Origin of the sequence: Dialister micraerophilus (genome assembly GCF_947090205.1) — a bacterium.
Lineage (GTDB): Bacteria > Bacillota > Negativicutes > Veillonellales > Dialisteraceae > Dialister > Dialister micraerophilus.
This window is the reverse complement of record NZ_CAMUNF010000007.1, coordinates 14,716-30,971: the sequence shown is the minus strand read 5'-3', so window position 1 is coordinate 30,971 and position 16,256 is coordinate 14,716. Positions and strand designations below refer to the sequence as shown.

The following is a 16,256-nucleotide window of genomic DNA, read 5'->3' as shown; positions in this document are numbered from 1 at the left end:
CCTTTAAATTCTTTTGAATTTTTACTCCGGAGTTGTGAACATCCGGAGTTTTTATTTGGAGGTATGTATGAATTTATTGGAAATATTGAGCAGTATAAACTCATTTGTCTGGGGACCGCCGCTTTTGATTTTGCTGGTGGGAACAGGTATATTTTTGACTTTGCGTCTTAAACTTTTGCAAATACATAAATTGCCGAAAGCGTTGTCACTGATTTTCTCGGCGAAAAACGAAGGCAGCGGAGATATAGATTCGTTTAAAGCACTTTGCACCGCACTTTCGGCTACTGTCGGTACCGGTAACATAGTAGGTGTTGCGACAGCGGTTCACGCCGGAGGCCCCGGAGCGATTTTCTGGATGTGGATAGCTGCATTCTTCGGTATGGCGACAAAATATGCGGAAGGACTTCTTGCGGTGAAATATCGTGAAGTCGATGCAAACGGTCAGATTGCCGGAGGTCCCATGTACTACATAAAGAACGGTTTGGGAGAAAAGTACAAGTGGCTCGGTGCATTGTTTGCAGTTTTCGGTATCGGTGTAGCTTACTTCGGTATCGGTACATTCGCACAAGTAAACTCAATTCTCGACATGACAAGCATGACATTGGGAGTAAATCCGATTTGGACATCGGCAGTTGTAACAATACTTGTAGCGGCAATTACATTGGGCGGACTTCAATCAATAGCGAAAGTTGCGGAAAAGATTGTTCCTACAATGGCGGTTATTTATGTAATTTCAACTTTCGGAGTTTTGATTTACTTTGCGGACCAAGTACCGGCGGCAATTGCACTTATTTTGAAATCCGCATTCACTCCTACAGCGGCAATGGGAGGATTTGCCGGAGCAAGCGTAATGCTGGCAATACGCAGCGGTGTTGCGAGAGGTGTATTCTCCAACGAATCAGGTTTGGGATCGGCACCGATAGCTGCGGCGGCTGCAAAAACCGAATGGCCCGCCGAACAAGGACTTATTTCCATGACAGGTACATTCATAGACACAATAATTATTTGTACAATGACAGGTCTGACACTTGTAGTATCCGGATTTTGGACAACCGACTTGAACGGTGCCGCACTTACACGTGCCGCATTCATGGAAGCATTCCCTATTTACGGAAGTTACATGCTTATGATAGGACTGTGCCTGTTTGCATTCACAACAATTCTCGGCTGGAACTACTACGGTGAACGTTGCATTCAGTACCTCGCCGGAGTAAAAGCGATATTGCCCTACCGTATAGTCTTCATTTTGATTATTGCAAGTACACCTTTCATGAAACTTGAAGAAATATGGGTACTTGCCGATATAGTAAACGGACTTATGGCAATACCGAACCTTATAGCACTTATAGCATTGTCCGGTGTAGTTGTGGTGGAAACAAAGAAATACATGGATCATCTCGCCGAAAAGAAAAAATTGAAATAATGCTATAAAAGTTTTTAATAGAAAAATCAATAAATAGTTTATAATTAAAACAGTTCATGCGTACCATTATTGAATAAAATTGAAAACAAGTATCTAATTATTAATAAAAAAGTTAGTAAAAATGCGATATTTTTAAAAGTATCGCATTTTTTTATTAAATAAATTTTTCCGGGAAAAAAGTTGAAAGAATAAAAACAATTAAAAGAAAAACTCATAGAATTATGAAAAAAACTCAATTTACTATTGAAAACATACTTTAGTCTAGGTATAATATAGTAAATTTTTTATTTCTACGAAAAGAGGAAGAGTATATGAACTTATCAATTCAAATCTTTTTATCTCTCGTACTGTCCGTAATTGTAGGACTTATATTGGGAGAAGGTGCAGCGGCTCCGGTTCAGATGTGGATAGCTCCGATAGGTACCATGTTCATCAATTTGATTAAAATGATGATCGTACCGGTAGTATTCTGTTCATTAGTTGTCGGAATGACAAGTATGGGTGATTTGAAGAAACTCGGTCGTATAGGTATAAAGACTTTGGGTATATACCTTGTTACAACTGCAGTGGCAATCGTTATCGGGTTTGCAGTTGCAGGAATAATTCAGCCGGGTGTGGGCATTACAATAGCGGCAAACGCTGCAGCTCAAAAAGTGAAAGAAGCTCCGAGCATTATGCAGGTAATTTTGAATATGATACCTGCAAATCCTATAGCTTCAATGGCAAAAGCCGATATTCTTCCTGTTATTATATTTGCACTTTTCATCGGTGCCGGAATTATTTCCGTCGGCGGACAACGTGCGGAAACTTTGATTAAATTCTTTGATGCATTTGCGGAAGTATGCTACAAAATCATCAACATGGTAATGAAATTATCTCCGATCGGTGTGTTCGCATTACTTCTTCCGGTAGTTGTAACAAACGGACCTAAAGTATTGTTGCCGTTGCTTTCCGTAATTTTGTGTATGGCAATAGGAAGTATAACTCAAGCGGCGCTGGTATACGGAGGACTTGTTGCGACATTCGGTAAAATGAATCCGATAAAATTCTTCAAAGGAATGTCCGAAGCGATGGCAATTGCATTCACAACATGTTCATCTGCAGGTACACTTCCGATAAATATGAAAAACACCGAAGAAAAACTCGGTGTACGTCGTGATATAGCAAGCTTCGTACTTCCGCTCGGTGCAACGATGAACATGGACGGTACAGCACTTTACATGGGTATTTGTTCGATATTTATCGCAAACGCATTCAATGTACCGCTTACATTCGATCAGATGATTATGATAGTATTTACGGGAACACTCGCATCAATCGGTACTGCAGGTGTACCCGGAGCAGGACTTATAATGCTTGCAATGGTACTTCAATCGGTACAACTTCCGATCGAAGGTTTGGCACTGGTAGCCGGCGTGGAACGTATTATGGATATGTTCAGAACATGTATGAACATTACAGGTGACGCAATGGTTGCGGTAGTTGTAAACCAATCTGAAGGAAAAGAAATAGTAAAAAGCAATATAGAAATATTTACGGACGAAAAATAAAACATAGAAATAAAAAAAGCCCTCCGTCGGGTGTATTCGCAAAACGGATACAACATCGAGCGGAGGGTTTTCAAATGTAAAAACCGAAAAAGGTTGACATAATCTCGAAGACTGTCTATATTAATTATGCAAGTAATAAAAGACAGATCGGAGAACGTGACATGCTCAAAGCGTATAAACACGATGAAAATCATATACTCTGCGAAATACAACCGGAAAAAGCGGAAAAAGGCTCTTGGATAAACTGTTCAAACCCAGATATGGATGAACTTTTGACATTAAACAGATTGACATCCATTCCGATTGAAACGCTCAAAATGGCACTTGACCGTGAAGAACGTGCGCACGTTCAATTGGAAGAAGGATACATATTTGTAGTTGTAAATACTCCCGTAGTACTGGAAAAAGACGCATACGATGCACTTCCGCTCGGTATATTTATCACACCGAAACTTTTTGTGACTGTATGCCTTGAAGAAAACGGAGTTATAGAAAGATTTTTAAACGAAAGTTTTTTGTCATTTTACACTTACAAAAAAACACGTTTTCTCTTTCAGATACTTTTGGAATCGGCATCGACATTCCTTTATTTCTTGAAGCACATTTACAAACAGACCGAAGAAGTGGAAGATGAAATAAAGAAATCTTTGCAAAACAAAGAACTTTACAGATTACTCGAATTTCAAAAATCACTCACATACTTCAACTTCGCACTTCACTCAAATGAAAATGTAATGGAAAGACTGATGCGACTTCGCAGAGGACGCACACCTTCATTACTCAAAATGTATGAAGAAGACGAAGACCTTTTGGAAGACATAATCATAGAAAACAAACAGGCATTGGAAATGGTAAGTATATACACCAACATACTTATATCTACAATGGAATCGTTCTCTTCGATTATCTCGAACAGATTGTCGCAAATAATGAAATTTTTGACATCGGTGACAATTCTTCTTGCGGTACCGACAGTTATTTATAGTCTGTGGGGAGTAAACGTGCCGCTGCCCTTCCAAAACTCATCCTTGGGATTTACGGTCATGGTGGTATCGGGAATTATAATAACCGGACTTTTCGCACTTGTCCTATGGTGGAAAGATATGTTATAAACAACTCGAAAGAGTTGTTTTTTTATTTACGAAACAATACGGAAAAATAAACGGTTGAAAAATAAATGCGAATAATATTATAATAAAAATCCGATGCACAAGGAGGAGAAACATGATAGAAGCAATTGAAAAAAGACGAAGTATACGAAGATTTATAAAAAAACCGATAGCAAAAAAAGATATTATGGAAATAATTGAAGCGGGAACTCTTGCACCGTCCGAAAAACATGCACAACCTTGGAAATTTATAGTAATCTCGGGAAGCGGAAAAAAAGAACTCGCACGCAGAATGAAAGCCGGAATAGAAAGAAACAGAAACGATTTGCATGCGACATTCGGAAAAAGCTACGAAGCATTGATACCATCGGCAATTTACACGATGAGAATTTTACAACAAGCCGACACTATAATATTCGTAATGAATACAAAAGGTAAACCCTACAATGAACCGCTCACAATGGCGGAACATCTTCTTGAACTTACGGACGTACAATCGGTATCCGCCGCAATAGAGAATATGTGCCTTGAAGCGACACAAAGAGGTATAGGAAGTCTTTGGACATGCAATATTTATCTTGCATACGAAGAAATCAAAGAATGGCTCCAAACGGACGGTGAAGCGGTAGCGGCAATAGCATTCGGATACACCGACAGAGAAGCGAGAAAACCGGCAAGAAAACCCTTGGAAGAGGTAATAGACTGGACAAGGTATGAAGAAGCGGAAGAAACAAGTGAATAAAACTGAGAGAAGGTAAAAACGATTACCTTCTTTTTTTTATTTAAAATACAGATAAATAAAAATAAAATTATGATAAAATAAAAATATAAAAGGAGGTGGAGATTTTCGTTTTTTAAAATAAAAACACACAAATTAAAAGACACAAAGTCTTGCGTGATATGGAAAATATTCACCATATCATCAATTAAAAAGAAAGGAAACATGATGGCATATGTAAACGAACCCTTTTCGGGCGAAGACAATAATTTCGCCATAGTAAAGCAGGCACAGGGAAAAGTGCTGGGAAGATTGAGGTATGAAGTAAAAAGTTCCATGCCGTCGGCCGGAGTAAAAGATTATCGATTTTTCGCAGATCCTTTATCTCCCGTACCGAGCGAGTATGAAAATGCCGTAAAATTCGGATTTACAGGATTTATGAGCAGACTCGACTGTAAATTCGACGAAATTAAAAATGAAGAAGAAGCAGTACAATTTTTAAAAGAAAACTACAAGGACTGTCTGGTGACATTTACACCGGCATTGAGAAACAACAAATTTTTCGTATTGGACGATTTGCAAAAAGAAGGCAAAACATTATTTATGGATACGGATAAAGACTACGTACCCGTACCTGTATTCGGTACGGTCGAGCATCCGGTATTCGGTGGAAATATAAATAAATTTTGCTTTCACATGAAAGAAGGAAAGCCTTTACCCGGGCTTTCAAAAAAATATTGGGATAATGAAATGGAACCGGAATTTGTCATTGCGACAATGAAAACTTATGAAGGGAAAATAGGACCCTACATAATATTCGCACCGTTGTACAATGACGTGTTCAACAGCGAAGTAATAGGAGAAGGCGGAGCGTACTTCAAATCAAAAAGAAATTCTGCACTTGGATATGCACTATACGACATGCAAAATACGGAACTTAAAAATCACGTATTACGCTGTGCAAAATCTCCGTTATGGTTCATACCTCGTGAATACCTGCCCGAATTCAGAAAAAATTTAAAACCCGTACCTCAAGACGGCGACATATTAAAAGACTTGGGAATAGAAATAATACACGATCCGATATTTTTACCGGCAAAAGAAAATGTTTTAAAAATAGAGGAAACTTTGGCGGATATGGTAAAAAACAATCATAAAGAAAATGAAATCAAAACTGAAGACAAGAAATACGACGAAAAAGATTTCATCAAACATTTAATAAAATCATCCAAAGACATGGGCTTTTTATACAGTGAAAAAGATCTCATAAACTTCCATATATCCATGAAATCTTCACGACTTGTCATATTGTCGGGAATGAGCGGAATAGGAAAATCCGGACTTGTAAGAACATACGGAAAAGCACTCGGACTTCCCAAGGAAAGAACCGTACTCATACCGGTAAGACCCTCATGGATGGATGACGGAGATTTACTCGGATATGTAGATATGAAAAATATGATTTACAGACCGGCGGACACCGGACTTTCGGAACTTTTGATAGATGCGGAAAAAAATCCCGAAAAACTGTACATCATATGTTTTGACGAAATGAATTTGGCAAGAGCCGAGCACTACTTTGCTCAATTCATATCCGTACTTGAAAATGAAGAAGAAATGAAAATACGTTTGTACAACCCCTCATTGGCGACACGTATTTACAACAGCAATCAATATCCTCCGGAAATAACAATCGGAAACAACATAATGTTTGTCGGAACGGTAAACGTAGACGAATCGACATATAAATTCAGCGACAAAATACTCGACCGTTCAAATGTAATAACACTCAAACAAGGAAAATTTGTGAACCTTTCGAATGTACGAAATTCAAAAGATATAAATTCAAGAGAAATAAGTGCAACGGAATTCAATACATTCAGAAAAACCGGAGATATAGAACTTACAGAAGAAGAACTTAAGTTCTTGGACGAATTGAACGACTCCTTCTACGAAAGCGGAATAATGTGCGGTATAGGATTTAGAGTGGCAAAACAACTCGACAACTATTTGAAAAACATACCGGACAAAATAAATTTCACACGCAAAGAAGGCATAGACGTACAAACGGTACAGCGTATACTGACCAAAATACACGGATCGTCACAACAACTCAAAACGCTCATAGACAATGACGAAGAAGGAAACCTCACCGGAAAAATCGCACAAGTACTGGATAAATACAAAAACATATCCATGTTTGAAGAAACACGCCGAGTACTGAAAGAAAAATCCGGAGAGTTGAAATTCTATGACTACACACTCTAAAGAATTCGGACTTACATTCTATACCGGAAACGGGCAAATAATCGAATATCCGAAAAAAGCGTGGAAAAAAGATGTAAAAGATTTTATGAAAGACAAAGTCGAAGCAGGTATAACGATAGCGGAAAATCAGGATATATTCGTGAAATTTCTGGCAAACGAAAAAGACCGCATGACAATGGACGGCCTTGACGTTGCCGAAAGTGAAAAACTCGAGAAAAAAGACGGAGAAATATATATAAAACCGCAGCTAAAGAAAGAAGCGCCGTTGCGTATATTCTCCGGAAAAGATTTTCCCTTGGTACCCGGATACTATGTAATAACCGTATACCATGAAAACGAAACATATTACGGACTTTTGGAAATAACACCGAAGTTCATGGAAAAACAGAGTTGGCAAAATATGAGAGAAGAACTTATATCCGAAATAAAAACACTCTCATTCGACTTCATGAAAAGAAACATACAAATCACAAAAGCCATGGAAAGTGCATTGGGACTTAATGTGGATATGCTTTTGAGATTTTACATAATACATGAAGAATGCGACTACGTAATATCGGTACTTGACGAATTGGCGAAAACTGCCAACACAAGACTTGTAATAAACAAAAAAAGAGTATACGACCAAAACAAACAAAAAAGCGACGTGCATATAAAACCTCAACACATAAGATTCAGAGAAGGTTCATACTCGCAAACGATAGTATACATGGAAAACACGCTTGACGTGGAAGAAAACAGATTTGTAAAAAGAATAATAAAAAAACTTCACGCTATACTGAAAACATTTATAGAAGAACTCGACAAAAATGCGACAAGACTTGAACTTAGGCAAGAGGAACTCAGAGAATTTTCCGAAAACCGTGAATATAAAATGGGTAAAAAAGCATTGATACACTTTGACGACTTTCGTAAAAGTGCGATGCAACTTTTAAACATTATAAAAGAAGTCGAAAAAACGAATTGGTTTATACAAACAAGCGACACAAACGAAAAAAATATACCGATGACGGTATTTCTGGATCCACGCTACTCCATACTCTACAAATTGCATAAAAATTTGAACAAGCCGGAAGAAAGTCTGTCGGTATCGTCATTTTACAGATACCAATGGAAAAGAACGGATAAACTTTATGAACTGTGGTGCTTTTTGCAATTCATAAAAGCACTTACAAAAAACGGATGGGAAGTAAAAAAAGGTCCCTCGGTCGAAAAGAAAGACGGTAAATATCGACTGTCAAGCCTTGAATCCGGAACGGTAATATGTCTGAAAAGAGAAAAGAAAGAAGTATATGCGGTATATGACGGATTCATACCGGAAACATCGAAAGAAACAAGCAGAAAAAGAAATCCTATATACACAAACAATCCGCACAGACAACCGGATTTGCGACTGGACTTCTACAGCGAAGAAAAATACTGCGGCTCACTCATCGCCGACTTCAAATACAGAGATATTTACTACCTTTGGAAAAACGAAGAAAAAAGCAGATTGCTCAGAAGACAATTCAATGCATATCGAGATGTAAATACGAAATATTACAAAAACTATGAAGAAAAAAGATCGCTGCAAGACATAAGACCGGTAAAAGAAGTGTGGGCAATATTTCCGAAAGAAATACCGACAACAAAAGACGAAGACTACAATTTGAGATTTATATCGCTGGCACCGTCACTGGCATCAAATGCGACACTCTCAAAAATGCTTGAAGAATATACGAAAAATATTTATAAAAGATAAATGGAAAAAATATTTCTCACATACATACTCTTCATAAACCTTGTGACATTCGCTCAATTCGGTATAGACAAAAGAAAAGCGATAAAAAACAAAAGAAGAATAAAAGAAAAAACGCTCCTTCTTACGGCAATGGCGTTCGGAGGAATAGGGGCATACCTCGGAATGCAGGTATTCAACCATAAAAAGAACTATTGGAAATTCAGTGTCGGACTTACAATTATCGGAGTAATTCAAACAGTCGCAATATACTTCATTATCGTGAACATGTAAAAGCACAATCGAAAAAGGTTGTGCTTTTTCAATGTGAAAATATTTCATAAATAAAGAAATATGAAAATACGATATGTAAAATTTGAAAAATGAAAAGAAAAATATAAATTAATTTAAAACTGACTTGATTTTATAGAAATAAAATTGTATAATCACAAGGATAAAATTTTATAAAACGAAACGAAAGGAGGAGTCGCACCGTGCGATTCCTTTTTTCAAAAATCGGGAGTCTTGAGAAAGACTCTCTTGTTACGAAAAGAGCGAGGAGGACTTTATGGAAAAAAGAATTATTCACGTAGAAGAACGATTACCTTTATTACAAACTGTACCGCTTAGCTTGCAGCACTTGTTTGCAATGTTCGGTTCGACGGTATTGGTACCGTTTCTTTTGAACGTGGATCCGGCAACCTGTCTTTTTATGAACGGAATAGGTACGCTCATATACCTTGCAATCTGCAAATGGAAACTTCCGGCATACTTGGGATCGAGCTTTGCATTTATATCACCCGTACTTGCAGTATGCGCTACAAACGGAATGAGCTATGCGGATGCACAGGGAGGATTTATAGCATTCGGACTTTCATTTATGATACTGGCACTTATAGTCGATAGAGTAGGAACGAAATGGATAGACATATTGTTTCCGCCGGCGGCTATGGGTGCCATTGTTGCGATAATCGGACTTGAACTTGCACCCCTTGCGATGTCGATGTCCGGATACATGGGTCAAGCTCAAGGAATGACAAACGAAACCGCAATGATAATCTCCACATTCACACTCATAGTGACAATACTTGCAACGGTATTGGGAAGAGGATTTATAGCAATAATACCGATACTTATCGGAGTAGTGTCCGGATATATTCTCTCTGTCTTCATGGGAGTTGTAGACTTCACACACGTAGCGCAAATGCCGTGGTTCTCATTTCCGACATTCTACAGACCTCACTTCAATGTCAGTGCGATAATGATGATAATGCCGGCACTCTTCGTAGTATTTGCAGAACACTTGGGTCATCTTTTCGTAACAAGCGACATAGTAGGAAGAAACCTCATAAAAGAACCGGGACTTCACCGCTCGCTCTTTGCGGACGGATTATCAAACGTACTCTCAGGACTTCTGGGATCCACACCGAACACCACCTACGGAGAAAACATGGGCGTAATGGCGATGACGGGCGTATACAGTACATGGGTAATAGCAGGAGCGGCGGTATTTGCGATAATATTCTCCTTCGTAGGAAAAATAGCCGCACTCATACACGGAATACCCACACCGGTAATGGGAGGCGTATGTATACTTCTTTTCGGATTTATAGCCGCAAGCGGAATAAGAATGCTTATAGAGAAAAAAGTAGACTACACAAACTCCAGAAACCTCATACTGACAGCGGTAGTAATGATAACGGGACTCTCCGGAGCGACAGTAGTAATCGGCCCCGTACAACTCAAAGGAATGGGACTTGCGACAGTGGTAGCAATTATATTATCACTTGTATTTATACTCTTCGACAAACTCAAAATATCAAACGGTCAATAATTAAAAAAACTCTCCGAATACGAAAACGGAGAGTTTTCAATTTCTACAAATTCGGACAATTTGAAAAGAGACATATATGGTGATATATTAATAAAGGTGACTCGGAAAAAAAGTAAAGTCAAAAAGGCATAAACAAGGAGAGATACAAATGATACAATTTAAAACAATACAATCATTGACCGGTGACGAAATAAAAATCAGAACCGAAGTATTTATGCACGAACAAGGATTTAAAAACGAATACGATGAAATAGACAAAATTGCATACCACACGGTACTCTACAAAGACCACAAACCGGCAGGATGCTGTCGTATGTACTGGAATGAAGAAGAAAACTCATACGTAATAGGAAGACTCGCAGTATATAAAGAATACAGAAAACAAGGACTCGGAGCTGCACTTATAAAAGAAAAAGAAAGAATTATAAAATGGAGACTCCACGGAAAAACTGCAAAACTTCTCGCACAAGTTGAGAAAAAAGGTTTTTATGAAAAATTAGGATACAAAGCATACGGAAAAGAAGTAGATGACGAAGGATGCCCGCACATCTGGATGGAAAAAACCTTATAAGCGAAAACGAGGCGATAAAATGACACCTAAAGCAAAAAGAACAAAAGCCAAACTGCTTGAAACCGCAAAGCAATTGTTCAAAGAAAAAGGATACGAAAACGTATCCGTAGAAAAAATAACAAAAGCCTCACAAGTAGCAAAAGGAACATTCTACCACTACTTTACCAAAAAAGAAGATATAGTATTGGAACTCATATTCAAGTCGATAAAAAACAAGCAAGAAGAAGTACTTGCAAGTGAAAACTCCATCGACATGAAAATATGTGAATACATGAAAACAGTGTTTGAAGAAATTGATTATATGCCTAAAGAACTTTTGCGTAATTGGGTATGCGATTCCATACAGGGAACCGAAAAATACCCGCAAGCCACTATATTTCCGAAAAATATAAAAAAATTTATATACGAACTTTTTACAAAAGAAGTAAAAGCAAAACGATTAAAAGAAACAATACCCGAAGAAAAAATATCCGATATATTCGTAACACGAATATATGGATTTATAGCTACATGGTGCATATTGGGCAAAACTGAAAGTCTGTCGGAATACGCACTGCCCGTAGTAAATTGGGAGGTCAAAAAAATACTCGACTCATATGAAAATAAAGTATGAATCGGTAAATGAAATAAAAATACGCATTCTCGAGATGCGTATTTTTTATGCGGAAAAATTGAAAATAAAATAAAACTAAAATTGGTGAAAAACCCGAAACGGCCGGACAAAATCAGTTACGAAAAATCAAAGACACTTGACGGTGTCTTTTTTTGCTGAAAATGTAAACATAAAAATGTAACGATAAATTTTAAATAAAAATACTTTTAAAGATTAAATTTTATAATCGCTTCTGACTGTTTTTTTATTTTCTTTCGGGTTATAATTTTACTTTCTTTTTGCATTTATGTTGTAGAGTTATAGAAAGGAGAGTTATTGTGAAGGAATTTATAGCTGTTTTGTCGTTTATGACTACTATTGTTGCCGTTATTGCCGGGTATATCGTTCGTCCTTATATACAAAATGATCGTGAAAAGACGAAGATTACTTTGGAGCGCATGGCTTTTTTGAGTAGCGATGTCGACAGTTTGCGTGCGGAGCTTCGTAATTTGACGGAGTCGGTTTCTCGTTTGCATGCTCTTCTTTGCAGGGAGTTTACTTGTTTTTCTCATGACGGTAAGTTTATTTATAGTGAAAAGGGGCGTGTTTCATGACGGATTTCAGATTGGCTTCTTTGATTGCAGACGGGCTTGTTTCTACCGGTATCGAGGGTGATTTCGGCAGTGTGTGTTGTTCTACCGGAGGCGATTATCCTTCTATCGGGTGTTCTTCTTGGGAGGGGGAGCGTGCGGATGATTTGCTTTTGCGTATAGAGGGCGGTGAGCGGTTTGCTCATCGCAGTTACAGTGATTTATTGATGTGCGGCGATTTGCCGGTTTTGAGTGATATTTTAAGAAAAAATTCGACAGTTCAGATTGAGAAGCTTTCGGAGGATTGTATTTCTTATGTAGATGCTCTTTCTTCCGTTGAAACGCTTTTTGAGCCGAGGTGTATTATTTATGCCGGTATGTGGTGTCCTACTTCGGTGTCGGTGGTGCTTTCGTTTTTGAGAAGGTATGAAGGTTTGATTGATTTGAATGATATTGCTTTGCTTAATGATATGTTTATCAAGGGGTATGCACGATATGCGGATTGCAGCGAGTATGCTGCAGGGTATGAAAATCGTGCAAACGGTACGTATCGTTATGTGCTTTCGGTTGAGGTGTGATTTGTTTTTGTAAATAATATTTCATTCAGGAAACGTTGTGCTGAAAAATTCTTTAGAATTGCGCTTGTTTTACATTAAGTTGTAAAAAGACTATAATGAATACAGGTGTTTTACAAAGGGGGGCACAGAATGAATCTTATCGGTAGCATGGTAGCGCATAAAGTTTTCGGGATAGGATCTATTACTGATTTTGACGGCACGTATTTCAATGTCAAATTCGATGACAGAGTGATAATGTTTTCATATCCGGATGCGTTTGAGAGTTTTTTGTCGTTTTGTAATGAGAATGAACCGACGGAAGTAGCCGAAGATGTCAGACGCCACAAGGTAGAGCAGAAGGAACGTAAGGATAAAATAATAAGAAAGAGAAAGAAAGAGGCCGATACACGTAAGCGTCTTTTGGCGGAGGCGAGAAAGCCGAGACGCGGCAGGAGAAGGGTAAGGAAGGCAAAGAAGAAAAAGGTTGAGGCCGAGTTGAATTAGAAAAAGTTCAAAGAAAATAAATATTTTTATTGACATTTATTATATATATTTGTATGATTAAAAGGGACATAAAAGCATTCCCCCACAATCGTGGGGGTTTTTTGATGCCCGGAAAAGGGGGATTTTCTTGTCTGGAATTTATGATGTAATTATTATCGGAGCCGGTCCGGCGGGTATTTTTACCGCATTGGAATTGGCGAAAAGTAATTTTTCCGTTTTGATTGTGGAAAAAGGTCATGATATACGGGAACGCGTAAAAATTAACAAAGATAGAAATGCGCCTCCTTCTGAGAAAAGGAAAAATATCGTATGCGGTTGGGGCGGAGCAGGTGCGTTTTCTGACGGAAAATTGACACTTACTACCGAATACGGCGGTAATCTTGACGATTACATGAATAAGGGTGAACTTTCAAAGCTTATTTCTTATGTAGATTCGATTTATTGCAAGTTCGGTGGAGCTAATCGTAAGGTTTACGGTGACGAGTTCCAAGATGATTTGCATGAGCTTAAACGTAAAGCCGCTTCAGCAGATTTGGCGCTTATTCCGGCACGTATCAGACATTTGGGTACCGATGTGAATGCGGATATTTTGGCAAATATGCGTGATGCACTTCCGAGTAATGTGGAAGTTCTTTGTGATACCGAGGTTGAGGATGTATTGCATCCTAAGGAAGACGGTACATTGGGAATTATTGCAGGCGGTAAGACTTATTTGTCCAAGTATCTTGTTGCCGCTCCGGGACGTGAAGGTGCGGAGTGGTTCAACAATTCCGTACACAAGATGGGTATACATACACGTGCCAATGCGGTGGATATCGGTGTGCGTGTAGAAATGCCGGCGGAAACGTTTGAACCGATAACGAAGATTTGCTATGAATCGAAGCTTGTTTATTTCTCGAAGTCTTTTGATGACAGAGTACGTACTTTCTGTATGAATCCTTACGGATTTGTCGTTACGGAAAACAACGGCGGACTTCAGACGGTAAACGGACATTCATTTGCATATAAGAAGAGTCAAAACACCAATTTTGCAATATTGGTTTCAAAGAAATTTACAAAACCGTTCAATGAACCTATTGCATACGGTAAATATATAGCAACATTGGCAAATATGCTCGGCGGCGGCCCGATTGTACAAAGATTGGGAGATTTGCGTGACGGCAGAAGATCTACCGAAGAGCGTATCAAGAGGGGTCTTGTAAATCCCACAATGCCGTCAGCTACACCGGGAGATTTATCGCTTGTACTTCCGTATCGTTTCCTTAAAGATATTGAGGAAATGTTTGAAGCATTGGATGTGGTTGCACCGGGTGCAAACTCCAGACATACATTGCTTTACGGTGTAGAAGTTAAATTCTATTCATCAAGGCCGGAACTCAGTGATAAACTTGAGACGGCAATACCTAATTTCTTTGCAATCGGTGACGGTGCCGGTATAACAAGAGGACTTGTACAGGCAAGTGCTGCCGGCGTGGTAGTTGCAAAAGAAATATTAAAACGTGAAGGGGTCGACAGCATTAATGATTGAAAGATATACAAAAGAAGAAATGGGCGCCGTATGGAGCGAAAAGAATGAATGGCAAATGATGCTCGATGTGGAAATCGCCGCATGCGAAGCGAATGCAAAGCTCGGACGCATTCCGAAAGAAGCAGTTGAAGTAATAAAGAAAAAAGCGAAATTCGATGTTGAACGTATACATGAAATAGATCGTGAAGTAAATCACGATATTATAGCTTTTCTTACCTGTGTAGGTGAAAACGTAGGCGATGAAGCCAAGTACATTCATATGGGACTTACATCTACCGACGTAAAAGATACGGGAATAAATCTTCAAGTGAAAAAAGCATCTGAAATACTTTTGAAAGACCTTGAAGAATTGAAAGAAGTCCTGAAAAGAAGAGCGATAGAATTCAAGTACACACCTTCAATCGGAAGAACACACGGTGTACATGCCGAACCGACAACGTTCGGATTGAAAATACTTCTTTGGTACAGTCAGACACTCAGAAATATAGAAAGAATGAAATGTGCAGCCGAAGATATGCGTGTAGGAAAATTATCCGGCGCAGTAGGTACATATGCAGATATAGATCCGTTTGTAGAAAAATATGTATGTGAAAAATTGGGACTTAAAGTGGAACCGGTATCCACACAAGTCGTACAACGTGATCATCATGCACAATACGTAACTACATTGGCCATTATTGCATCAAGCCTTGCACAAATTGCACTTGAAATAAGAAATCTTCAACGTACCGAAGTACGTGAAGTGGAAGAATATTTCAGCAAGAAACAAAAAGGCTCATCGGCAATGCCGCACAAACGCAATCCCGTAAGAAGTGAACGTATTTGCGGAATGGCAAGACTTATACAAGGATACGTTGTACCGGCGTTGGAAGATGTACCTCTTTGGCACGAAAGAGATATATCTCACTCATCGGTAGAAAGAGTAATACTTCCCGATGCAACAACGGCACTCGACTACATATTGAAAGAAACGACAAGGCTTATCGACAAACTTCTGGTATATCCGGAAAAAATGAAAGAAGACTTAAATCTTACCGGCGGACTTATATACAGTCCACGCATACTTCTTGCACTCGTGGAAAAAGGTGCATACAGAGATACTGCATACCGTTGGGTACAGAGAAATGCAATGAAGAGATGGATAGACGGGGAAGATTTTTACGAAAATCTTTGCAAAGACGAAGACATAAAGAAATATTTGACAAACGAAGAAATAAAAGCATGCTTTGATGAAAAACCGATGCTTAAACATGTCGACACAATTTTTGCGAGATACGGTTTATAACGAAAGAGGA

The 16,256-nt window shown here is 38.6% G+C and carries 15 protein-coding genes; all 15 read left to right on the top strand.

Annotated elements, in window-relative coordinates; all coding sequences use genetic code 11:
- The first annotated feature begins 67 nt into the window (after window positions 1–67).
- The 15 genes from P6922_RS04595 to purB all read left to right on the top strand — a co-directional run bounded on the left by P6922_RS04595 (window position 68) and on the right by purB (window position 16,246).
- Window positions 68–1,423, top strand: coding sequence for an alanine/glycine:cation symporter family protein (locus P6922_RS04595; RefSeq protein WP_007554691.1), 1,356 nt, complete (start codon window positions 68–70; stop codon window positions 1,421–1,423).
- A 311-nt stretch (window positions 1,424–1,734) separates the two neighbouring features.
- Window positions 1,735–2,973: a dicarboxylate/amino acid:cation symporter gene (locus P6922_RS04590; RefSeq protein WP_276874736.1), complete on the top strand. Its 1,239-nt coding sequence runs from the start codon at window positions 1,735–1,737 to the stop codon at window positions 2,971–2,973.
- A 161-nt stretch (window positions 2,974–3,134) separates the two neighbouring features.
- Window positions 3,135–4,085 carry a magnesium transporter CorA family protein gene (locus P6922_RS04585; RefSeq protein ID WP_007553713.1) on the top strand — a complete coding sequence of 317 codons (951 nt, stop codon included), beginning with the start codon at window positions 3,135–3,137 and terminating at the stop codon, window positions 4,083–4,085.
- Window positions 4,086–4,197: 112 nt separating this feature from the next.
- A complete protein-coding gene (locus P6922_RS04580) occupies window positions 4,198–4,824 on the top strand; it encodes a nitroreductase family protein (RefSeq protein WP_007553577.1) in 627 nt (208 codons plus the stop codon).
- A gap of 204 nt (window positions 4,825–5,028) precedes the next feature.
- Entirely contained in the window at window positions 5,029–7,068 is a 2,040-nt protein-coding gene (locus P6922_RS04575; protein ID WP_276874734.1) for an McrB family protein, read from the top strand.
- Window positions 7,052–8,809, top strand: coding sequence for a nuclease domain-containing protein (locus tag P6922_RS04570; protein WP_276874732.1), 1,758 nt, complete (start codon window positions 7,052–7,054; stop codon window positions 8,807–8,809). The genes P6922_RS04575 and P6922_RS04570 overlap by 17 nt, the downstream gene beginning before the upstream one ends.
- On the top strand, window positions 8,810–9,079 hold the full coding sequence (locus P6922_RS04565; RefSeq protein WP_276874730.1) for a DUF1294 domain-containing protein: 270 nt from the start codon (window positions 8,810–8,812) through the stop codon (window positions 9,077–9,079).
- 274 nt (window positions 9,080–9,353) lie between these two features.
- The gene (gene uraA / locus P6922_RS04560; RefSeq protein ID WP_007553774.1) at window positions 9,354–10,619 is read left to right on the top strand and encodes a uracil permease; all 1,266 of its coding nucleotides are present in this window, start codon (window positions 9,354–9,356) and stop codon (window positions 10,617–10,619) included.
- Between the two features lie 148 nt (window positions 10,620–10,767).
- Entirely contained in the window at window positions 10,768–11,190 is a 423-nt protein-coding gene (locus P6922_RS04555) for a GNAT family N-acetyltransferase (RefSeq protein WP_276874728.1), read from the top strand.
- 19 nt (window positions 11,191–11,209) lie between these two features.
- On the top strand, window positions 11,210–11,803 hold the full coding sequence (locus tag P6922_RS04550; protein ID WP_276874725.1) for a TetR/AcrR family transcriptional regulator: 594 nt from the start codon (window positions 11,210–11,212) through the stop codon (window positions 11,801–11,803).
- 317 nt (window positions 11,804–12,120) lie between these two features.
- Window positions 12,121–12,396, top strand: coding sequence for a hypothetical protein (locus tag P6922_RS04545; protein WP_276874722.1), 276 nt, complete (start codon window positions 12,121–12,123; stop codon window positions 12,394–12,396).
- Window positions 12,393–12,950 (top strand): hypothetical protein, encoded by a 558-nt coding sequence (locus tag P6922_RS04540; protein WP_276874720.1) that lies wholly within the window; start codon window positions 12,393–12,395, stop codon window positions 12,948–12,950. Before P6922_RS04545 ends, P6922_RS04540 begins: the two co-directional genes overlap by 4 nt.
- Window positions 12,951–13,079: 129 nt before the next feature.
- Window positions 13,080–13,433 carry a hypothetical protein gene (locus P6922_RS04535; protein WP_007555900.1) on the top strand — a complete coding sequence of 118 codons (354 nt, stop codon included), beginning with the start codon at window positions 13,080–13,082 and terminating at the stop codon, window positions 13,431–13,433.
- 127 nt (window positions 13,434–13,560) lie between these two features.
- Entirely contained in the window at window positions 13,561–14,961 is a 1,401-nt protein-coding gene (locus P6922_RS04530; protein WP_007555899.1) for an NAD(P)/FAD-dependent oxidoreductase, read from the top strand.
- Window positions 14,954–16,246 (top strand): adenylosuccinate lyase, encoded by a 1,293-nt coding sequence (purB, locus tag P6922_RS04525; protein WP_276874717.1) that lies wholly within the window; start codon window positions 14,954–14,956, stop codon window positions 16,244–16,246. The genes P6922_RS04530 and purB overlap by 8 nt, the downstream gene beginning before the upstream one ends.
- Window positions 16,247–16,256 lie beyond the last annotated feature (10 nt).

What these genes read in the sequence shown, in the direction of transcription:
- P6922_RS04580 (WP_007553577.1), top strand. Translation starts at nt 4,198, where the DNA reads ATGATAGAAGCAATTGAAAAAAGACGAAGTATACGAAGATTTATAAAA.
- P6922_RS04575 (WP_276874734.1), top strand. Translation starts at nt 5,029, where the DNA reads ATGGCATATGTAAACGAACCCTTTTCGGGCGAAGACAATAATTTCGCC.
- P6922_RS04555 (WP_276874728.1), top strand. Translation starts at nt 10,768, where the DNA reads ATGATACAATTTAAAACAATACAATCATTGACCGGTGACGAAATAAAA.
- P6922_RS04570 (WP_276874732.1), top strand. Translation starts at nt 7,052, where the DNA reads ATGACTACACACTCTAAAGAATTCGGACTTACATTCTATACCGGAAAC.
- purB (WP_276874717.1), top strand. Translation starts at nt 14,954, where the DNA reads ATGATTGAAAGATATACAAAAGAAGAAATGGGCGCCGTATGGAGCGAA.
- P6922_RS04550 (WP_276874725.1), top strand. Translation starts at nt 11,210, where the DNA reads ATGACACCTAAAGCAAAAAGAACAAAAGCCAAACTGCTTGAAACCGCA.
- P6922_RS04585 (WP_007553713.1), top strand. Translation starts at nt 3,135, where the DNA reads ATGCTCAAAGCGTATAAACACGATGAAAATCATATACTCTGCGAAATA.
- P6922_RS04540 (WP_276874720.1), top strand. Translation starts at nt 12,393, where the DNA reads ATGACGGATTTCAGATTGGCTTCTTTGATTGCAGACGGGCTTGTTTCT.
- uraA (WP_007553774.1), top strand. Translation starts at nt 9,354, where the DNA reads ATGGAAAAAAGAATTATTCACGTAGAAGAACGATTACCTTTATTACAA.
- P6922_RS04595 (WP_007554691.1), top strand. Translation starts at nt 68, where the DNA reads ATGAATTTATTGGAAATATTGAGCAGTATAAACTCATTTGTCTGGGGA.
- P6922_RS04590 (WP_276874736.1), top strand. Translation starts at nt 1,735, where the DNA reads ATGAACTTATCAATTCAAATCTTTTTATCTCTCGTACTGTCCGTAATT.
- P6922_RS04535 (WP_007555900.1), top strand. Translation starts at nt 13,080, where the DNA reads ATGAATCTTATCGGTAGCATGGTAGCGCATAAAGTTTTCGGGATAGGA.
- P6922_RS04565 (WP_276874730.1), top strand. Translation starts at nt 8,810, where the DNA reads ATGGAAAAAATATTTCTCACATACATACTCTTCATAAACCTTGTGACA.